Here is a 19,845-nt window from a genome sequence, read left to right as displayed (position 1 = left end):
AACCAACGAAAAAGGGCCCGACAAGGCCCTTTTCGTTTACCGCGTTGTGTGGTGCCCAAGAGGGGACTCGAACCCCTACGACTTTCGCCGCTACCACCTCAAGGTAGTGCGTCTACCAATTCCGCCACCTGGGCAAAGCTTGCCTGCCGGCTCGCATCACGCGGGCCGGCATTGTACGTGTCACTGGGCCGGAGTGGGAGCCGGCTTGGTGGCCTCGGGCTGCGCCGGGGCCGAAGGCGCGGGCTGGGCAGCCGGCGCGGAAGCGGCGGGCGCGACCGTGTCGGCCGGCGCCGGGGCGACCGGCTGCTGCGACATGATGCCCAGATCCTGCTGCGCGCTGCCGGTGTGCGCGGTGCGCGAGGCGCTCCAGGCCATGAACAGGCTGATGGCGAAGAACGCCACGGCCAGCCACTTGGTGCTCTTGGACAGGAAGTTGGACGCGCCGCGCGCACCGAACACGGTGCCCGAAGCGCCCGCACCGAAGCCGGACCCGGCCTGGGCGCCGGTCCCGCGCTGCATCAGCACCAGGCCGATGATGGCCACCGCCACCAGCACGTAGACCACATTGAGGATCAGCATCAACATCGACATGGATCGTGTTTCTCGTTGAAAGACCCCGCCGCTTGGCAGCGACGGCGCCATGAAGTCTGTGTCTACCCGGCCGCCGCGCGGGCGATGGCCAGGAAGTCGGCGGCCACCAGCGAGGCGCCTCCGACCAGCCCGCCGTCGACATCGGGCTGGGCGAACAGCTCGGCGGCGTTGTCGGGCTTGACGCTGCCGCCGTACAGCAGGGGCAACGAATCGGCGATTCTAGCATCCACGCGCGCCACCACGCCACGGATGAAGGCGTGGACGTCCTGGGCCTGCTGCGGGGTCGCGGTGCGGCCGGTGCCGATCGCCCAGACCGGCTCGTAGGCCACCACCGCACCGTCGAAGCCGGCGCTGCCGGCCAGCGCCAGCACGGGCTCGAGCTGGGCGGCGATGACCTGCTCGGTCTGGCCGGCCTCGCGCTGCTCCAGGGTCTCGCCCACGCACAGCACCGGCACCAGGCCGGCATTGCGCGCGGCCATGAACTTGCGCGCGACCAGCTGGCTGCTCTCGTGGTGGTACTGGCGGCGCTCGGAATGCCCGACCAGGCCGTAGGTGGCGCCGACGTCGACCAGCATCGCGGCGGAGACTTCGCCGGTGTAGGCGCCCTTCTCGTTGGCGCTGACGTCCTGCGCGCCGAAGGCGATGGGCCGGCCCTCGAAGTCCTCGATCAGATCGCCCAGGTAAGGCAGCGGCGGCAGCACCACCACTTCGACACCCGGCACGGGCAGGGCTTCTGCCAGGTCTCCGACCAGAGCCGTGGCGAAATCGCGGCTGCCGTGCAGCTTCCAGTTTCCGGCGACGATCCTGCGGCGCATGACAACTCCTATGAACATCAGGCGGGGCAGCATACCGCCTCGTCCGTGGTGGCTCGCTGACGAAGCCGCCCCACACACCCGCGGGCGGCCGCCCTGCCCTTGCGGCGCCTGTGCGCGGGCGCTGCCCGGGGATGCACACTGGCGCCCTCATCCCGTCTCGCGCCCGCCATGTCCTCGACCGCCGCCCCTGCGCAACACCCCGGCTATGCACTGATCACGGGCGCTTCGGCCGGCATCGGGGCCGAATTCGCCCGTCAGTACGCCGCGCGCGGCGTGCCGCTGATCCTGACCGCGCGCCGCGCGGAACGGCTGCAGGCGTTGGCCGCCGAATTGGGGACGCAGGTGGACGTGCAGGTGATCGCCGCCGACCTGGAGGATCCGGCCGCGCCGGCCCGGATCGCCGAGGAGATCGCGCGGCGCGGGCTGCGGGTCCGGGTGCTGGTCAACAACGCGGGCTACGGGGTGCCGGGCCGCTACCTCACGCGCGACTGGAGCGTGCATGCGCGTTTCATCCAGTTGATGGTGACCGCGCTGTGCGAGCTGACCTGGCGTTTGTTACCGCAGATCGCCGCCAGTGGCTCGGGGCGGATCATCAATGTGGCCTCGTTCGCCGCGCTGGTGCCCGGGGCCGACGGGCAGACCTTGTATGCGCCGGCCAAGGCCTGGCTGGTGGCGATGAGTCAGTCGCTGTCGCTGGAATATGCCGACCGCGGCGTGCGGGTCTGTGCGCTATGCCCGGGCTTTACCTGGTCGGAGTTCCACGATGTCACGGGCACGCGCGAGCAGATGTCGCGCCTGCCCAAGTGGATCTGGCTGAGCGCCGAGGAGGTCGTGCGCGAGGGCATCGCGGGGGTGGAGCGCGGCCAGGTGCTGGTGATCCCGGGCTGGCGCTGGCGGCTGCTGTACCACGTGGTGCGCCACCTGCCGCAATCCTGGCTGCTGGCGCTGATGGCGCGCAGCTCGCGCAAGGTGCGTGCGCAGGTTTGAGACCTTCGCACACCCGGCCTCACTCCAAGCGCTTCTCACAGCGGCTCATGCGTTCCGGCGCTCGAGCGGGAGCGCTCCGGCTTCGGAGGGGCGGCGGTCCGGCGGGCGGTATCCGCTTTTCCCTCGGTCACGGCATCCTGCCCTGCCTTGAGGCGCTCGGCTTCCTGCCTCGCTCGTCGCGACCACCGCCCGCCGGCCCGCTGCCTCGCGCTTAGCGTCCGAAGGCCTCCACCTGTAGAGCGGAGCTTGCTCCGCTGGGGCTTTCCCCATGATCCGGCCCAAACGCAGCGGAGTCCCCAAAAGGGGACTGCCACAAGCTCCGCTCTACAAAAAGGCCGCGACGTGGCGGGGAGAGAGTCGCTCCCACAGAAGCGTGACGCGCTGTCCCAACTGAGCGTCAACCGGTTAGGGCTGACGCGCCCAGAAGCCGCGCGCGTCGGCGACGCGGCTTACTTCAGCTTGATCTCGCGCAGGCGCTCGTCCAGGTAGTCCTGGGCGGTGATGGCCTGGGGATAGCGCTTGGGGTTGTCCTGGGTGATCGTCGAAGGCAGCACGTCGATCAGGAAGTCCGGATTGGGGTGCAGGAAGAACGGCACCGAATAGCGCGGCTTGCGCGCCTCCTCGCCCGGCGGGTTGGTGACCCGGTGCGTGGTCGAGGGATACACATGGTTGGTCAGGCGCTGCAGCATGTCGCCGATGTTGACCACGATGGTGTCCGCGTCGCTGGTGAAGGGCACCCACTGGCCCTCGCGCGACTTCACTTCCAGGCCGGCGGCGCTGGCGCCGACCAGCAGCGTGATCAGGTTGATGTCCTCGTGCGCGCCGGCGCGCACGTTCGGGATGTCGTCGCTGGTGATCGGCGGATAGTGGATCGGGCGCAGGATCGAGTTGCCCGCATCGGTCTTGTCGGCGAAGTAGTCCTCCGGCAGGCCGATGTGCAGCGCCAGCGCGGCCAGCACGTGGCTGCCCAGCGCATCGAGCTGCCGGTACAGGCCGTAGGCGTGCTCGCGGAAGTTGGGCACCTCGTCCGGCCACAGGTTGGCGGGCATGACGCCGGCGTACTTGGAGTCGGCGGGGAGTTCGCGGCCGACGTGCCAGAACTCCTTCAGGTCGAAGTGCTTGGAATCCTTCGCCGTCTCCACGCCGAAGGCGGTGTAGCCGCGCGCGCCACCGATGCCGGGCACGCGGTACTTCAGCTTGGCCTCGTCCGGCAGCGCGAAGAAGTTCTTGAACACCTCGTAGGCCGCGTCGATATCGGCCTGTGGGATGCCGTGGTTGCGGATGCCGGCGAAGCCCCACTCGCAATACGCGGCGCCCAGTTCGGCCACGAACGCCTCGCGGTCGGCGGCGCTGACGGGCGAGATGAAGCGGGCGATGTCGAGGGTGGGAATGGCGCTGCTCATGGGCAAACCGGAAGGGGAACGTGGCCTTCCAGTTTATCGCCTCGGGGCCTAACGCAGCAGCAGGTACAGGGCCCAGAGCGTGAGCGCCTTGACGACGGCCACGCCCAGGGCGATCAGCACTTTCTCATGCCGCGGCACGCACCGCCCCGGCCAGGGTGTCCAGCGTGGCCTGCATCAGCACATCGTCGTCGGCTTCCACCGTCACGCGCACCACCGGCTCGGTGCCGGACGGCCGCAGGAACGCGCGCCCGCGCCCGGCCACGGCGGCCTGGGCCTGCTGGAGCGCGGTCTGGACGGTCTGCGCCTCGACCACGGCCCTGGCGGCCACGCCGTCCAGGCGCACGTTGGTGGTGCGCTGCGGCAGCATGGTCAGGCCGGCCAGGGCCTGGTCCAGGCGGCGGCCGGTGCGGTGCAGGACTTCCAGCACCTGCAGCGCGCTGACGATGCCGTCGCCGGTGTTGGCCCGGTCCAGGCACAGGATGTGGCCGGAGGCCTCGCCGCCGAGCACGCCGCCGCCATCGACCAGGGCCTGGTGCACGTAGCGGTCGCCGACCTTGGCGCGGGTGAAGGCGATGCCCTGCTCGCCCAGCGCCTGCTCCAGCCCGTAGTTGGTCATCAGCGTGCCGACCACCGCGCCATGCAGGCGCCCGGACCGCTTCCAGTCGGTGGCCAGCACGTACAGCAGGCCGTCGCCGTCGATCACGCGGCCATGGCCATCGACGAACAGCACGCGATCGCCGTCGCCGTCGAAGGCGATGCCCAAGTCGGCGCCAGACAGCACCACGCGCCGGGCCAGGCCCTCGGGATGGGTCGAGCCGACGCCGTCGTTGATGTTCAGGCCGTTGGGCGCATCGCCGATGACCTCCACGCGCGCGCCGAGTTCGCGCAGCACGATCGGCGCGACCTGGTAGGTGGCACCGTTGGCGCAGTCGACCACGATCTTCATGCCGGTCAGGTCGAACTCGCGCGGGACCGAGTTCTTGCAGCTTTCCACGTAGCGGCCGACCGCGTCGCGGGTGCGCACGGCCTTGCCCAGGGCCTCGGAGGCCACGGTGCGGAACGGCTGGTCCAGCGCGGCCTCGATCGCAAGCTCGGTGGCGTCGTCGAGCTTCTCGCCCTCGGCAGAGAAGAACTTGATGCCGTTGTCGTAATGCGGGTTGTGCGAGGCGGAGATGACGATGCCGCCGGAGGCGCGCAGCGCACGGGTCAGGTGCGAGACGGCCGGCGTGGGCATCGGCCCCATCAGCTGCACGTCCACGCCGGCGGCGACCAGCCCGGCCTCGAGCGCGGCCTCGAACATGTAGTTGGAGATGCGCGTGTCCTTGCCGATGATCACCACCGGCTTGCCCGCGCCGGCGCGGCGGCGCACGCGCGCGGCCAGGGCGTGGCCATAGGCATTGCCCAGGCGCAGCATGAAGTCGGCCGAGATCGGTCCCTGGCCGACGCGCCCGCGGATCCCGTCGGTGCCGAAGTACTTCCGGCTGGCGACCATCAGGCGACCTCGGGTTCGACCGGCCGGGTCTGCTTCATCATCAGCGCGCACAGATCGGCCAGGCGGTCGCGCAGTTCGCGGCGGTCGCAGATCTGGTCGATGGCGCCGTGGTCGAGCAGGAACTCGGAGCGCTGGAAGCCCTCCGGCAGCGTCTCACGCACGGTCTGCTCGATCACGCGCGGGCCGGCGAAGCCGATCAGCGCCTTGGGCTCGGCGATGTTGATGTCGCCCAGCATGGCGAAGCTGGCCGACACGCCGCCGGTGGTGGGATGGGTCAGCACCGAGATGTACGGCAGGCCGGCCGCGCGCAGGCGCCCCAGCGCGGCCGAAGTCTTGGCCATCTGCAGCAGCGAGAACAGGCTCTCCTGCATGCGCGCGCCGCCCGAGGCCGAGAAGCACACGAACGGGCAGCCCAGCTCCAGCGCCTTCTCCGCGCCCAGGGTGAAGCGCTCGCCCACCACCGAACCCATCGAACCGCCCATGTAGGCGAAATCGAAGGCGCTGGCGACCAGCGCGCGGCCCTTGACCTGGCCCTGCAGGGTGATCAGCGCGTCGCGCTCGCCGGTGGCCTTCTGCGCGGCCTTGATCCGGTCGGAGTACTTCTTCTGGTCGCGGAACTTGAGCACGTCGGTCGGGCCCAGCGCGGCGCCCAGCTCGGTGGTGCTGCCGGCGTCGAACAGCGCCGCCAACCGCGCGCGGGCGCGGATGGCCATGTGGTGGCCGCACTTGGGACAGACCTCGAGGTTCTCCTCGAGCTCGGGCCGGTACAGCACCGCGCCGCAGTTGTCGCACTTCTCCCAGAGCCCCTCGGGGACGCTGCGCTTGGGTTTGCGGGTCGCCGCGTCGGTGCGGATGCCCGAGGGCATCAGTTTGCTCAGCCAGCTCATGCGTGTTTGGAAACCTGGTACGGCGCGCCCCGGGGGCGCGGGATCAAGCGCGGCAGTTTAGCCCAGCGCCTGATCCAGCGCCTCACGCAGCGGCCGCAGGAAGGTTCCGGCCAGTTCAGCTGCCTGCGCCGGGTTTTGCGCCGCAGCAATGGCCTCGACCAGGGCGCTGCCGACCACGACCCCGTCGGCCGCCGGCGCCATGGCCGCCGCGCTGGCCGCGTCCTTGATGCCGAAACCCACCACCACCGGCACGCTGGCGGCCGCACGCAGGGTGCGCAGGCGCTCGCCGGCGGCCTGGGTGTCCAGCCGGTCCGAGGCGCCGGTCACGCCGGCGAAGCTGACGTAGTACAGATAGCCCTGGCCTTGCTCGCACAGCAGCGCCATGCGCTCGGGGCTGGTGGTCGGCGCCGCCAGGGCGATCAACTGCAGGCCGTAGGCATTGAAGGTGGCGCGGGTCTGGGCCGCCTCTTCCGGCGGCAGGTCGACCAGCAGCGCGCCGTCCACGCCGGCCTCGGTAGCCTCGCGCGCGAAGCGCTCGGCGCCGTGGATCTCGACCGGGTTGAGGTAGCCCATCAGCACCACCGGCGTGGTCGCATCGGTCTGGCGGAACGCGCGCACCACCTCGAGCACGAAGCGCAGGCCGGCCCCGCGACCCAGCGCGCGCTCGGAGCTGCGCTGGATGGTCGGACCATCGGCCATCGGATCGGAAAACGGTACGCCCAGCTCGATCACGTCGGCGCCGGCGGCGACCAGCGCGTGCATGACCGGCACGGTCGCCTCCAGCGAGGGATCGCCGGCGGTGATGAACGGGACCAGCGCCTTGCGCCCCTCGGCCTTGCGCGCGGCCAGCGCGGTGTCCAGGCGGTTCATTCGGGCTGGCTGTCGCGCGAGGCCTGCTCGGCCTGCTGGGCGGCGGCGTAGGCGGCGGCCAGCTCGGAGGCGCCCACGTCCACGCCGCGCTCGGCGCCGAGGATGTCCAAATGCTCGTTGAGCATGCGCCGGTACAGGCCGGTCATGTAGTCCAGGAAGCCCTCGCGCGACTCGGCCGGGCTCGGCTCCACCGTCAGGTAGACGTGCGCGTTGTAGCGGGCCACGCCGTAGAGCGCGGCGAAGCTGGTGCGCTTGCTGCCGTGGATGCCGCCCTGGCGGTTGGCCAGCTGCACGAACTTGTTGACCACATCGAAGAACTGCGGGTCCAGCGGAGCGTCGATGCTCGGCGGCGCCTGGGTGTCGTCGGCCATGAGGATTCCTTAGCGATTGCGTAGAGGGAAAGCGCGGCGCGGGCGCCGTCAGATCTGGATGTTCTCGCGCGCGGCGATGGTGTGCACATCCTTGTCGCCGCGGCCGGAGAGGTTGCACAGCACCAGTTGGTCGGAGGGCAGATCGCGCGCCAGCTTGATCGCCTGAGCCACGGCGTGGCTGGATTCCAGCGCCGCCAGGATGCCCTCGGTGCGCGCCAGGGTGTGGAACGCCGCCAGCGCCTCCTCGTCGGTGATGCCCAGGTACGTGGCGCGGCCCGAGTCGGCCAGGAAGGCGTGCTCCGGGCCCACGCCCGGGTAGTCCAGGCCGGCGGAGATCGAGTGGGTCTCGATGATCTGGCCATCGTCGTCGCACAGCACGTAGGTGCGGTTGCCGTGCAGCACGCCGACCCGCCCGCCGGCGATGGAGGCCGCGTGGCGGCCGGTCTCCAGGCCATCGCCGGCCGGCTCGGCGCCGTAGAGGCGCACGTTCGCATCGTTGAGGAAGGCGTGGAAGATGCCGATGGCGTTGCTGCCGCCGCCGACGCAGGCGGTGATCGCATCGGGCAGGCGGCCGAACTGCTCGAGCATCTGCGCGCGCGCCTCGCGGCCTACGATGGCGTTGAAGTCGCGCACCATGCGCGGATACGGGTCGGGGCCGGCCACGGTGCCGATGATGTAGAAGGTGTCGGCCACGTTGGTCACCCAGTCGCGCATGGCCTCGTTGAGCGCGTCCTTGAGCGTGGCCGAGCCGCTGGTGACCGGCACCACGGTGGCGCCGAGCAGGCGCATGCGATAGACGTTGGCCTTCTGCCGCTCGATGTCGGTGGAGCCCATGTAGACCACGCATTCCAGCCCCAGGCGCGCGGCCACGGTGGCGCTGGCCACGCCGTGCTGGCCGGCGCCGGTCTCGGCGATGATCCGGGTCTTGCCCATGCGGCTGGCCAGCAGGGCCTGGCCGATGGCGTTGTTGATCTTGTGCGCGCCGGTGTGGTTGAGGTCCTCGCGCTTGAGCAGGATCTGCGCGCCGCCCACCTCGCGGCTCAGGCGCCGGGCGTGGTAGATCGGGCTGGGGCGGCCCACGTAGTGCTTGAGGTCGTCGTAGAACGCATCGGTGAAGGCCGGATCGGCGCGGGCCGTGTCGTAGGCGGCGGCCAGTTCCTGCAGCGGCCCGATCAGGGTCTCGGCGACGAAGCGCCCGCCGTGGCGGCCGAAGTGTCCGGCGGCGTCGGGATAGGCGTGGAAGTCACGGATGGCGGGAGCGGACATGGGGCACCGGCATTGAACGAAGGCCGCCATCCTAGCCCAGCGCGGCGGGCGGCAATAGCGATAAGATCGCCACGACCTGTCAGGAAATCTCACACATGACCTCCCCTGCCCTGCCCCCGCTGGGCGCGCTTCGCGCCTTCGAGGCCGCGGCCCGGCTGGAAAGCGTCAGCCGCGCCGCCGACGAGCTGCATGTGACCCACGGTGCGGTCAGCCGGCAGATCCGGGCGCTGGAGGACGCGCTGGGCCAGCCGCTGTTCGACCGCGTCGGGCGCGGCCTGGTGCTGACCCCCGCCGGCCGCCGGCTGCGCGACGCCTGCGGCCAGGCCTTCACCCAGCTGGGCCAGGCCTGGCGCGAACTGCGGCGCGGGCCGGCGGGCGACACGCTGGTGCTGGGCTGTTCGGCCAGCGTCCTGGCGCGCTGGGTGATTCCCCGGCTGGAACGCATGCAGCAGGCGCTGCCCGGCGTGTCGCTGCACTTCTCCGCGCAGGAATCGCCGGATCGCGCCCTGGGCGAGGTCGACGCCCTGCTGCTGCTCGGCCAGGCACCCTGGCCGGCCGGCTGGCAGGTGGCCGAACTGGCCGGCGAGACGATCGGGCCGGTCGTGGGCGCGCGCTATCCCGGCCTGCCGGCGCTGCAGGCCCAGCCGCCGACGGCGCTGCTGGGCGAGCGCCTGCTGCACACCGCCTCGCGCCCGCAGGCCTGGCCGCAGTGGGCCGCCGCGCACGGGCTGGATCCGCAGGCGCTGCAGTACGGCGAAGGCTTTCCGCATCTGTACTACCTGCTCGAGGCGGCCGCCTCGGGGCTGGGCGTGGCGATCGCGCCGCGGCCGCTGGTGGACGCGGACCTGGCCAGCGGCCGGCTGCTGGCGCCGTGGGGGTTCGCGCCCACGCCCGGGCGCTGGGCGCTGTGCTCGGCGGGCGGCCGCAGCGATCCGCGCCTGACGCGGCTGGCGGGCTGGCTGCGCGCGGAACTCGGCGCTGCCGAGCCGGCCTGAGCCGCCGGCGTTACTCGGCCACCGCCACCACTTCCTCTTCGGCATCGGCCACGAACTGCCCGCCCGCCTCCAACTGGGCGAACAGGCCGCCCTGGGCGACCAGCGCGTCGAAGCGGCCCTGCTCGACGATCTCCCCGTCCTTCATCACCAGGATCAGGTCGGCATTGCGCACCGTGCTCAGGCGGTGGGCGATGACGAAGGTGGTGCGATCGCGCGTGAGGCGGTTGAGGGCGCGCTGGATGCGCGCCTCGGTGGCGTTGTCCAGCGCGCTGGTGGCCTCGTCCAGGATCAGGATCGGCGCGTTCTTCAGCATCGCCCGGGCGATGGACAGGCGCTGGCGCTCGCCACCGGACAGCGACACGCCGCGCTCGGCGACCAGAGTCGAATAGCCCTCCGGTTTGACCACCACGAAGTTGTGCGCCTCGGCCGCGCGCGCGGCTTCCTCCATCTCCAGCGCGCTGGCGTCCGGCTTGCCCACGCGCAGGTTGTCGGCCACCGAGCGGTACAGCAGGCCCGGGTCCTGGAACACCACGGCGATGTGCTCGCGCAGCGAGGTCAGCTTGACCGTGCGGATGTCGATGCCGTCGATGGTGATGCGCCCACGGTCCGGGTCGTAGGCGCGATAGAGCAGGCTCAGCGCGGTCGACTTGCCCGCCCCGGTCGGCCCGACCAGGGCCACGGTGCTGCCGGCGGCGGCGGTGAAGTTCAGCGCGCGCAGCGCCGGGTGCGAGGCGTCGTAGCCGAAGGACACGTCCTCGAAGCGCACCTCGCCGCGCACCTTGTCCGGCAGCGGCGGCGCCTTGGGATCCTCCTTGACCGTGGCATCGGTATCGAGCACGGCGAAGAAGTCGCTCAGCGACGGCGTCTGGAAGAACAGGTTGGAGATGAAGCCGGCGAAGGCCTCCAGCCGCCCGATCTGCAGCAGCGCGAAGTTGACGAAGGTGACGATGCCGCCGACGGTGACCTCGCCCTTGGCGTTGAGCTGTGCGCCGAGCGCGAAGATCGCCACGATGGTCAGCGTGGAGGCCGCGCGGTTGGCCACCGACAGCCAGGCCCAGCCGCGCAGCACCGGGTACTGCGCGTCCAGCGCGCGCCGGGACATTTCACGGATGGCCTCGACCTCGGCCTGCAGGCGCGTATAGACCTGCACCACCGGCACGTTGCCCAGCACGTCGCCGGCGCGTTCGGAGATGGCGCTGTGCAGCTGCTCGATCTGGCCCTGCGCGCGATGCGTGCGACGCATGGCGATGGCGTTGAAGGTGGCGAAGGTCACCATCAGCCCGACCATCAGCAGGCCGAGCTTCCAGTTGACGTAGAGCGACCAGGGGATCATCAGCAGGATCGACAGCAGCGTGGTCAGGTGGTCGCGGAAGAACCCCAGCCACAGGCCGAACAGGTTGTTGCTGCCGGTATGCATGATGCGCAGCAGCCGGCCGGTGTGGTGCTGGCCGTGATACGACAGCGGCAGCGCGATGGCGTGCTCGAAGTACTGGGCGATCACCGCCAGCCGACGACGGTGCGCCAGGCGGTCGGCGAACAGCGAGACGAACACGCCGGCGGCGATGCCGCCGAAGCCTACGCCGGCCCACATGGCGATGTAGTGCCAGGCGCTGCGCCCCTTGCCCTGCGCGGCCAGCGCATCGATGACCTTGCCGAACAGCACCGGCTCCAGGAAGGCCACGCCGGACAGGGCCAGATTGGCCAGGACCAGGGTCACGGCGAGCCGCTTCTCGGGCGCGAGCAACTGCAGCACGCGCAGATAGACACGCCACAACGACATGCGCAGTTCTCCTGTCGGTCTCACGGCCAGTGTAGGGGCGGCCCGCGTGCAGGGTCCATCAATGCTGTCGCGATCGCGCGCTCAAGGCGCGCGAGGCAAACGGTTCGAAGCCCTGGCTACACCGCTGCGCTGGCGCCGCGCACTTGCGCGACGAAACGCCGCATCGCCTCGGCATCCTTGATGCCCGGCGCCGACTCGATCCCGCTGGACACGTCCACGCCCCAGGGCCGCACGCGACGCACCGCCTCGGCGACGTTGTCGGCGTTGAGGCCGCCGGCCAACAGACACGGCGTGCCCACATCGCCCGGCCACAGCGTCCAGTCGAAGGACTTGCCGGTGCCGCCGCCCTGCCCTGGCGCATGGCTGTCGAGCACGAAGCCCGCCGCGGACGGCCAGGCCTGCAGCGCGGCGCGCGCCTGCCGGGCATCGGTCACGCCGGTCATCGCCACGGCCTTGAGAAACGGAAGCCCGAAGGACGCACAGAAGGCGTCGTCCTCGCCGCCATGGAACTGCAGCACGTCCGGCGCCACCGCGTCGATGATCGCCTCGACCTGCGCGCGCGGCGCATCGCGCACCAGGACCACCGCGGCCACTTCGGCCGGCACCAGCGCGCGCAGCGCGGCGCCTTGTTCGAGCGTCAGCTGGCGCGGACCGCCGCCGTAGATGAAGCCGATGTAGTCCACGCCCAGCTCCACCGCCAGGCGCACGTCCTGGGGGCGGGTCATGCCGCAGAGCTTGATGCGGGTACGCATGGGCGAAGAGTGAGCGGAGCGAAGTGAGGAGTGAGCGTGGCTCGGCAGGATACGGCACGCCCGGGGCGGCCGCTCATTGCTCACGCCTCGCGCAAGGTCACTTCATCCGGCAGGCCCCAGCCGGCCGGATACAGCGGGCCGACGAACACCAGGCCCTGCGGCGGCGCGGTCGGGCCGGCCAGGGTGCGGTCGCGGCCGGCCAGCAGCTCGGCGATCCAGCCCTCGGGCTGTTCGCCGCGGCCGACCAGCAGCAGCGAGCCAACGATATTGCGCACCATGTGATGCAGGAACGCGTTGGCCTGCACCTCCACGATCACCTGCTCGCCCTGGCGGTTGACCGCGATGGACTGCAGCTCGCGCATCGGATGGCGGGCCTGGCAGTGCACGGTGCGGAAGGCGGAGAAGTCGTTCTCGCCCAGCAACGCCTGCGCGGCGCGATGCATGGCCGCCGCGTCCAGCGGCAGGCGCTCCCAGGACAGCAGCTGGCGGCCCAGCGCCGGGCGCACCGCGCGGTTCAACAGCACATAGCGATAGCGGCGCGCGCGCGCCGAGAAGCGGGCGTGGAAGTCCTCGGCCACCCGCACGCACCAGCGCACGCAGATCGATGGCGGCAGGTTGGCCGTGGCGCCCAGCGTCCAGCCGCGCGGCGTGCGCACCACCTCGGTGTCGAAGTGCACCACCTGGCACTGGCCGTGCACGCCGGCGTCGGTACGGCCGGCGCAGACCGTGTCGATGGGCGCGTTGGCCACGGCCGCCAGCGCCGCCTCCAGGGTGGACTGCACGCTGGGCGTGTGCACGGGCGCGCCGGGCTTCTCCAGCCGTTGCCAGCCCTGGAAGTCGCCGCCGTCGTATTCGACGCCAAGCGCGTAGCGCATCGCCTGCAGTCCGCCTTGCGCGTCGATCAGCCCAGCGCGCGCAGCAGGCGGCCGGCTTCCTCGCGGGCGTGCGGATCGTCGCTGGCGCTGACCTGCTGCAGCAGCGCACGCGCCGCCTCGGTGTCGCCCAGGTCCAGATAGGCGATGGCCAGCTCCAGGCGCTCGCGCCCGCTGGCGGCCGGCGGCGCGATCGGCACGACCGGCTCGGATGGCGCCGGTGCCGGTGCGGGCACCGGCGTCGGCCGGGCCACCGGGCGCGGCTGGGTGGCGGTGGAGATCGGCACCACGGTGGACGGCACGCGCGTGGCGGTCGGATGCGGGCCGTCGACGGTGTGCCAGGTCGGCTTGGCGGTGGCGCTCAGCCAGGCCGGCGAGGACGGCGCCGCCTGGGGCGTGTCCACGGGACCAGGGCGGGATTCGCCACCGACATAGACAGGCGTGTAGCGGGGCGCGGCGGGTTCGGATTCGGGCTCGGGGGCCGGCGCCTGGACCGGCGGCGCCTGCGGTGCGACGTCTACTTCAGCCGCCGGCTCGGCCGGCACCGGATCCGGCGCCGGGGCGTCGAGCGGACCGCGGTAGGCCAGCGCCGGACGCGGCGCGCGGCGACTGCGCAGGCCGACCCAGGCCAGCAGCCCGCCCACGACCAGCGCCAGGCCGATCCACCACCAGGCCGGCGCGCCGGCGGCGGCCGCGCCCTGGCTGTCGGCCAGGCGCTTCTGCGTCGCGGCCAGATCGCTGTCCTTCATCGCGATCAGCTTGGCCTGCTGGTCCTTGAGCTTCTCCAGGTCGGCCACGCGGGTCTTGAGTTCATCGACCTCGGCGCTGCGCGCGGCCAGGTCCTCGCGGGTCTGCCGAAGCTGTTGTTCTGCCAGCATGTCTCCCTCGCCTCCGGCCTGGGTGCCGGATGTGGTGCCCGCGCGCCGCGTGGCGTTGGCCACGGGCGGGGCGATTTCCAGTCGTGCGTCGGCCGCGCGAGCGGGCTTGGCGGCGCCGGCGGCCAGCGGCGCGGCGGGCGCGTTGCCGGCCGGCTGCGGCACCGGCGCGCGCACCTGGCGCCAGTCCGAGATCTGCCGGCGCACCATCGCCGAGGCCTCCGCGGCGGCCAGCGCGGCGGTCTCCTCGGCGCTGGGCATGCGCAGCGTGGCGCCGGCGCGCAGGCGGTTGATGTTGTTGCCGATGAAGGCCTCGGGATTGGCCTGCAGCAGCGCGATCATGGTCTGGTCCAGCGTGCCGGACTGCTGCAGCTCGCGCGCGATCTGCGACAGGGTCTGCCCGCGGGCGACGGTGACCGTGCCGGACGCGGAGGCCTGCGGCGCGGCGATCATCGGCGCGGCGCGCGGCACCGCGACCGGCTGCGGCGCGGGCTCCGGCGGCGGCGGAGCGGGCGTCGCGGCCACGGCAGGCGATGGCGCGGCTTCGGCCTGCGGCTCGGGCACGGCCGGGGCCTGGGCGACCTCGGCCGGCAGCTGCTCGGCCCGCGACGGGGGCGGCGCGATCCGGTCCGACGGCACCGGGGCCGGCGCCTGGATCTGCGGCTGTCCAGCGGCGGCGACCGCGCCGGGGGCGCCGACCAGCGCCGAGTACTCGCGCACCAGGCGGCCCTGGCCCCAGTCCACCTCGATCAGGAAGTTCACCGCCGGCATGTCGACCGGCTCGGCGCTGGTGACGCGGATGACCGGCTTGCCATCGCTGGACATCGCCACGGCGAAGTCGAGCTGGCTGACCAGCCCGCTCGGGCGCGCCAACCCGACGCGTTCGAAGATGACCGGCGAGGCCAGACGCGCGCGCAGCTGCTCCAGCTCGCCGGGCTCGCTGGAAATGACCGGAATCTCGGCCAGCAGCGGCTGGCCGGGTTGCGACATGACCCGGATCTCGCCCAGGCCCAATGCGCAGGCCGCATGGCTGGCGGCCAGCAGGGCCAGCGCCAGCGCACTGCGTGCGGCGGGTTTGAAGAAGGCCTGTTTCAAGGACATCCCCTGTGGAACACCGCCGCGACTATAGAGCGTTTGGCCCGCGCTTGCCCCTGCCGGGGTCGGCCAAGCGCAGAGGAGCAAGCGACAACCAAGAGCGAGAAGGCCCGCAACGGGCCATCTCGTTTCTCTCCCACTGCCGGCCTCTCAGCCGCCGGCCGCGACCAGCTCGGCCAGCTGCACGGCGTTCAGCGCCGCGCCCTTGCGGATGTTGTCGGCGACGACCCACAGGTTGAGGCCACGCGGATGCGAGAAGTCCTCGCGGATGCGGCCGACGAACACCGGGTCCTTGCCCGAGGCATGGGTCACCGGGGTCGGATAGCCGCCGGCCTCGTGCCTGTCGACCACTTCCACGCCCGGCGCGCTGGCCAGCAGTTCGCGCGCGGCCTCCGGGGTGATCTTCTTCCTGGTCTCGATGTTGACCGCCTCGGAGTGGCCGTAGAACACCGGCACGCGCACCGCAGTCGGGTTCACCTGGATGGACTTGTCACCCAGGATCTTCTGCGTCTCCCAGACCAGCTTCATCTCTTCCTTGGTGTAGCCGTTGGGCTGGAAGTCGTCGATGTGCGGGATCAGGTTGAAGGCGATCTGCACCGGGAAGCGCTGCGGATCGATCTCCTGGAACGCCAGCAGCTGCGCGGTCTGCTTGCCCAGTTCCTCCAGCGCCGAGCGGCCGCCGCCGGACACCGACTGGTAGGTGGCGATGTTGACGCGCTCGATGCCGTATTCCTTGTGGATCGGCGCCAGCACCGGCATCAGCTGCATGGTCGAGCAGTTGGGGTTGGCGATGATGCCGCGCGGACGGTCCTTGGCGGCTTCCGGGTTCACCTCGGACACCACCAGCGGCACGTCGTCGTCGTAGCGGAAGGCCGAGGAGTTGTCGATCACCACCGCACCGGCCGCGGCGAACTTGGGCGCGTATTCTTTGGAGATGCTGCCGCCGGCCGAGAACAGCGCGATGTCCACGCCGGTCGGGTCGAAGGTGGCCAGGTCCTGCACGGTGACCTTGCCGCCGCGATAGTCGATCTGGCCGCCGGCCGAACGCTCGGAGGCAAGCGCGATCAGCTTGCCGACCGGGAAGTCGCGCTCGGCCAGGATGGACAGCATGGTCTCGCCGACGGCGCCGGTGGCGCCCACGACGGCGACGGTGAAGCTGCGGGTTGCATTGCTCATGGGGTGTCTTCTTGAAGAGGATGGATAGGGGAAGGACGAACGCGACAGACGAAGAGCCTTGGGTTCGGGGAACCTCACCGGCGGTGCATGCGCGGAAGGTTCCCTATCGTTTGGTCGCGGTGATGGTGGTCGCGCCCACGGTCGCGCCGCCGGTTTTGGCGGCTTTGCGCGCGTCGGCGTTGATCAGGCTGGGCGGATTGCCGGCATCGGGCCCGAAGCCCAGCGCGGCGAGCAGGTTGTGCACCGCCAGCTGCACCATCGCCCGGCGCGTGGCCAGGCTGGCGCTGCCGATATGCGGGGTCAGCACGACGTTCTTCAGCGCCAGCAGTTCCGGGCGCACGGTCGGCTCGCCTTCGAAGACGTCCAGCCCGGCACCGGCCAGGCGGCCGTGGGCCAGCGCGTCGGCCAGCGCGAGCTCGTCGACGATGCCGCCGCGGGCGATGTTGACCAGGGTGGCGGTCGATTTCATCTTCGCCAGCGCGGCGGCGTCGATCAGGTGGTGCGAGGCCGGCGTGTACGGCAGCACCAGCACCAGGTGATCGCTGCTGCGCAGCAGGTCGTCGAAGGGCACATAGGACGCGCCGACATCGGTCTCGACCTCGGCCGCCAGGCGCGAACGATTGTGGTACAGCACGCGCATGCCGAAGCCGCGCGCACGCCGGGCGATGGCCTGGCCGATGCGGCCCATGCCGAGGATGCCCAGCGTGCTGCCGTGCAGGTCCGCGCCGAGCAGCGTGGTGAAGGACCACTTACCCCACCTGCCCTCGCGCAGGAAGGCCTCGGCCTCGGTGATGCGGCGCGCGGTGGCCATCAGCAGGGCGAAGCCCAGGTCGGCCGTGGTCTCGGTCAGCACGTCGGGCGTGTTGGTGACCGCGACGCCGGCGGCGCTGAGCGCGGCGATGTCCAGATTGTTGTAGCCGACCGCGACATTGGCCAGCGCGCGCAGTCGCGGCGCCTGGGCGATCTCGGTGGCGCCGATGCGCTCGTTGAGCGTGATCAGCGCACCGTCCAGCGGCGCCAGCTTCTGCGCCAGCTGCTCGGCGGTGTAGGTCGTCACGGCCTGGGTGGTCTCCACGTCGCAATGCGCCCGCAGCTGGTCGACGAGGTCGTCGAACAGCGGCTGGCTCACCCAGACGCGGGGCCGCGACTCAGCCATCGACCTGCCCGGGCACGCGCGGCGCGACCTCGCCCACATCGCCGCATTGCGCGCGATGCCGCAGCGCCTGGTCCATCAGCACCAGGGCGACCATCGCCTCGGCGATGGGCGTGGCGCGGATGCCCACGCAGGGATCGTGGCGGCCGGTGGTGATGACCTCGACCGACTCGCCGTTCACGTCCACCGTCTGGCCCGGCAGGCGCAGGCTGGAGGTCGGCTTCAGCACGATCGAGGCGGTCACCGGCTGGCCGGTGGAGATGCCGCCGAGGATGCCGCCGGCGTGGTTGCTCAGGAAGCCCTGCGGGGTGATCAGGTCGCGGTGCTGCGTGCCCTTCTGCGCGGCGGCGGCGAAACCGTCGCCGATCTCCACGCCCTTGACCGCGTTGATGCTCATCAGCGCGGCGGCCAGGTCGCCGTCGAGCTTGCCGTAGATCGGCTCGCCCCAGCCCGGCGGCACGCCGTCGGCCACCACGTCCACGCGCGCGCCGACCGAGTCGCCGGACTTGCGCAGCGCGTCCATGTAGGCCTCCAGCTCGGCGACCTGCGGCGCATGCGGCCAGAAGAACGGGTTGTCCTCCACCGCGCTCCAGTCGAAGCCCGCCGGCCTGATCTCGCCCAGTTGCGAGAGGAAGCCGCGCACGGTCACGCCGTAGCGCTGCCTGAGCCACTTCTTGGCGATCACGCCGGCGGCCACGCGCATGGTCGTCTCGCGCGCGGACGAGCGCCCGCCGCCGCGCGGATCGCGGATGCCGTACTTCTGCCAGTAGCTGTAGTCGGCATGGCCGGGGCGGAACTGCGCGGCGATGTTCGCGTAGTCCTTGCTGCGCTGGTCGGTGTTGCGGATCAGCAGGCCGATCGGCGTGCCGGTGGTGCGGCCCTCGTACACGCCGGAGAGGATCTCGACCTGGTCGGCCTCGTGCCGCGCCGAGGTATGCCGGCTCTTGCCGGTGGCGCGGCGCTGCAGGTCGTGGGCGAACTCCTCGGCGCCGAGCTCCAGCCCCGGCGGGCAGCCATCGACCACGCAGCCGATCGCCGGCCCGTGTGATTCGCCGAAGGTGGTGACGCGTAACAGCTGTCCGAAGGTGTTCACTGAATGTGTTGCCGATGCCTGTGATGTGCTTTGTTGCCGTCATTCCCGCGAAGGCGGGAATCCATGCCGGACCGCTATCCGACAATCGAATCCCACAAGTCCAACCACTGCGGATTCCCTTCCTGAATCAACCGGAGCTTCCAGGCCCGGTTCCACTTCTTGATCTGCTTCTCGCGCAGGATCGCCGATTCCATCGTCCCATGCAGTTCATACCAGACCAGCATGCCGATGTCGTATCGATCGGTGAATCCCTCCACCACATGGTTGCGATGTTGCCAAACCCGCGCCACCAAGTTGCTGGTGACGCCCACGTACAACGTGCCATTGCGCTTGCTTGCCATGAGATAGACGGCAGGCTGCTTCACCGGCCTTCATCGGCATGGATTCCCGCCTTCGCGGGAATGACGAGCACGAATGGCGCTCATGGGCGGCTGGCTGCAAGCTCGGTAATGCGGGCGCTGTGCGCGATCAGCTCGCGGCACTCGACCGCGAAGATGCCCATCTGGCCGACCTTGAACTCGATCCAGGACAGGTCCACCTCCGGCAGCAGCCGGACCAGGTGCTGCTCGGACTCGCCGACCTCGCAGATCAGCAGGCCGTCCTCGGACAGATGGATCGGCGCGTCGCGCAGGATCTTCAGCACCAGGTCCAGGCCATCGTCGCCGGCGCGCAGGCCCAGCTCGGGCTCGTAACCGTACTCGCGCGGCAGCGCGTCGGTCTCGGCATTGGTGACGTAGGGCGGATTGGTGACGATCAGGTCGTAGTGGCGCCCGGACAGGCCATTGAACAGGTCAGACTTGAGCAGGGTCACGTTGTCGGCGAGCAGGCGCGCCTTGTTCTCGGCGGCCAGCGCCAGCGCGTCGTCGCTGATGTCCACGCCATCGACCTGCCAGTCCGGGTTGTAGTGGCCCATGGCGATGGCGATGCAGCCCGAGCCGGTGCACAGGTCGAGCGCGCGCTGCACTTCGCGCCCGGCCAGCCAGGGCTCGAAGCCCGCTTCGATCAGCTCGGCGATCGGCGAGCGCGGCACCAGCGCGCGCGCGTCGGTCTTGAAGCTCAAGCCGGCGAACCACGCCTCGCCGGTCAGGTAGGCCACCGGCACGCGCTCGACCACGCGGCGCTCGATCAGCGCCAGGATGGCCTGCTTCTCCTCCGGCAGCAGCCGCGCCTGACCATAGGCCGGGCCCAGGTCCGGCGGCAGGTGCAGGGTGTGCAGGACCAGCGCGGTGGCCTCGTCCAGCGCGTTGTCGTGGCTATGCCCGAAGGTCAACCCGGCCGCGTTGAACCGGCTGGCGCCGTAGCGGATCAGGTCGATGATGGTATGCAGGGCGTCGGCTGCGCTGGCAGTCATGGACAACAACGGCTGAAGGCG

Annotated in this window: 19 protein-coding genes and 1 tRNA gene; 2 read left to right on the top strand and 18 right to left on the bottom strand. The window is 71.0% G+C overall.

Annotation, left to right across the window (positions count from 1 at the left end; genetic code table 11):
* Positions 1-49: 49 nt before the first annotated feature.
* The 3 genes from EAT51_RS06865 to tpiA all read right to left on the bottom strand — a co-directional run bounded on the left by EAT51_RS06865 (position 50) and on the right by tpiA (position 1,406).
* A tRNA-Leu gene (locus EAT51_RS06865) sits at positions 50-134 on the bottom strand.
* 46 nt (positions 135-180) lie between these two features.
* The gene (gene secG / locus EAT51_RS06860) at positions 181-585 is read right to left on the bottom strand and encodes a preprotein translocase subunit SecG (RefSeq protein ID WP_130519306.1); all 405 of its coding nucleotides are present in this window, start codon (positions 583-585) and stop codon (positions 181-183) included.
* 68 nt (positions 586-653) lie between these two features.
* Positions 654-1,406 (bottom strand): triose-phosphate isomerase, encoded by a 753-nt coding sequence (gene tpiA / locus EAT51_RS06855; RefSeq protein WP_130518830.1) that lies wholly within the window; start codon positions 1,404-1,406, stop codon positions 654-656.
* 168 nt (positions 1,407-1,574) lie between these two features.
* Here tpiA and EAT51_RS06850 point away from each other — a divergent pair, with 168 nt between their 5' ends.
* Positions 1,575-2,393: an SDR family NAD(P)-dependent oxidoreductase gene (locus tag EAT51_RS06850; RefSeq protein WP_130518832.1), complete on the top strand. Its 819-nt coding sequence runs from the start codon at positions 1,575-1,577 to the stop codon at positions 2,391-2,393.
* A gap of 449 nt (positions 2,394-2,842) precedes the next feature.
* Here EAT51_RS06850 and EAT51_RS06845 read toward each other — a convergent pair whose 3' ends face one another.
* From EAT51_RS06845 to trpB, 6 genes are all read right to left on the bottom strand, one after another.
* Entirely contained in the window at positions 2,843-3,796 is a 954-nt protein-coding gene (locus EAT51_RS06845; protein ID WP_130518834.1) for an isopenicillin N synthase family dioxygenase, read from the bottom strand.
* A 124-nt stretch (positions 3,797-3,920) separates the two neighbouring features.
* Entirely contained in the window at positions 3,921-5,288 is a 1,368-nt protein-coding gene (gene glmM, locus EAT51_RS06840; protein ID WP_130561441.1) for a phosphoglucosamine mutase, read from the bottom strand.
* The gene (gene accD, locus EAT51_RS06835) at positions 5,288-6,175 is read right to left on the bottom strand and encodes an acetyl-CoA carboxylase, carboxyltransferase subunit beta (RefSeq protein WP_130518839.1); all 888 of its coding nucleotides are present in this window, start codon (positions 6,173-6,175) and stop codon (positions 5,288-5,290) included. Before accD ends, glmM begins: the two co-directional genes overlap by 1 nt.
* A gap of 57 nt (positions 6,176-6,232) precedes the next feature.
* Positions 6,233-7,045 (bottom strand): tryptophan synthase subunit alpha, encoded by an 813-nt coding sequence (gene trpA / locus EAT51_RS06830; RefSeq protein ID WP_130518841.1) that lies wholly within the window; start codon positions 7,043-7,045, stop codon positions 6,233-6,235.
* Positions 7,042-7,416, bottom strand: a complete 375-nt coding sequence (locus tag EAT51_RS06825) for a DUF3144 domain-containing protein (protein ID WP_130518843.1) — start codon at positions 7,414-7,416, stop codon at positions 7,042-7,044. The genes trpA and EAT51_RS06825 overlap by 4 nt, the downstream gene beginning before the upstream one ends.
* Before the next feature lie 48 nt (positions 7,417-7,464).
* Positions 7,465-8,682 carry a tryptophan synthase subunit beta gene (gene trpB / locus EAT51_RS06820; protein WP_130518845.1) on the bottom strand — a complete coding sequence of 406 codons (1,218 nt, stop codon included), beginning with the start codon at positions 8,680-8,682 and terminating at the stop codon, positions 7,465-7,467.
* 95 nt (positions 8,683-8,777) lie between these two features.
* Here trpB and EAT51_RS06815 point away from each other — a divergent pair, with 95 nt between their 5' ends.
* Positions 8,778-9,677, top strand: a complete 900-nt coding sequence (locus EAT51_RS06815; protein WP_130518847.1) for a LysR family transcriptional regulator — start codon at positions 8,778-8,780, stop codon at positions 9,675-9,677.
* Positions 9,678-9,687: 10 nt separating this feature from the next.
* On the opposite strand, the gene EAT51_RS06810 is transcribed toward EAT51_RS06815, so the two are convergent.
* From EAT51_RS06810 to prmB, 9 genes are all read right to left on the bottom strand, one after another.
* Positions 9,688-11,457, bottom strand: coding sequence for a glucan ABC transporter ATP-binding protein/ permease (locus EAT51_RS06810; protein ID WP_130518849.1), 1,770 nt, complete (start codon positions 11,455-11,457; stop codon positions 9,688-9,690).
* Positions 11,458-11,573: 116 nt separating this feature from the next.
* Positions 11,574-12,209: a phosphoribosylanthranilate isomerase gene (locus EAT51_RS06805; RefSeq protein WP_130518851.1), complete on the bottom strand. Its 636-nt coding sequence runs from the start codon at positions 12,207-12,209 to the stop codon at positions 11,574-11,576.
* A gap of 80 nt (positions 12,210-12,289) precedes the next feature.
* Positions 12,290-13,084 carry a tRNA pseudouridine(38-40) synthase TruA gene (truA, locus tag EAT51_RS06800; protein ID WP_130518853.1) on the bottom strand — a complete coding sequence of 265 codons (795 nt, stop codon included), beginning with the start codon at positions 13,082-13,084 and terminating at the stop codon, positions 12,290-12,292.
* Between the two features lie 26 nt (positions 13,085-13,110).
* Positions 13,111-15,051 carry a motility hub landmark protein FimV gene (locus EAT51_RS06795; RefSeq protein ID WP_323052887.1) on the bottom strand — a complete coding sequence of 647 codons (1,941 nt, stop codon included), beginning with the start codon at positions 15,049-15,051 and terminating at the stop codon, positions 13,111-13,113.
* Between the two features lie 150 nt (positions 15,052-15,201).
* Entirely contained in the window at positions 15,202-16,227 is a 1,026-nt protein-coding gene (locus tag EAT51_RS06790; RefSeq protein WP_130529623.1) for an aspartate-semialdehyde dehydrogenase, read from the bottom strand.
* 103 nt (positions 16,228-16,330) lie between these two features.
* Complete coding sequence (locus EAT51_RS06785; RefSeq protein WP_130518858.1) at positions 16,331-17,383, bottom strand: 2-hydroxyacid dehydrogenase; 1,053 nt, start codon at positions 17,381-17,383, stop codon at positions 16,331-16,333.
* On the bottom strand, positions 17,376-18,473 hold the full coding sequence (aroC, locus tag EAT51_RS06780; protein WP_130518860.1) for a chorismate synthase: 1,098 nt from the start codon (positions 18,471-18,473) through the stop codon (positions 17,376-17,378). Before aroC ends, EAT51_RS06785 begins: the two co-directional genes overlap by 8 nt.
* Positions 18,474-18,547: 74 nt before the next feature.
* The gene (locus EAT51_RS06775) at positions 18,548-18,838 is read right to left on the bottom strand and encodes a GIY-YIG nuclease family protein (RefSeq protein ID WP_165421960.1); all 291 of its coding nucleotides are present in this window, start codon (positions 18,836-18,838) and stop codon (positions 18,548-18,550) included.
* A gap of 56 nt (positions 18,839-18,894) precedes the next feature.
* Positions 18,895-19,824, bottom strand: coding sequence for a 50S ribosomal protein L3 N(5)-glutamine methyltransferase (gene prmB / locus EAT51_RS06770; RefSeq protein ID WP_130518862.1), 930 nt, complete (start codon positions 19,822-19,824; stop codon positions 18,895-18,897).
* Positions 19,825-19,845 lie beyond the last annotated feature (21 nt).

Source organism: Pseudoxanthomonas winnipegensis (assembly GCF_004283755.1).
Classification (GTDB): domain Bacteria; phylum Pseudomonadota; class Gammaproteobacteria; order Xanthomonadales; family Xanthomonadaceae; genus Pseudoxanthomonas_A; species Pseudoxanthomonas_A winnipegensis.
Note: the sequence above shows the minus strand (reverse complement) of the source record. Positions and strands in the feature narration are given on the sequence as shown.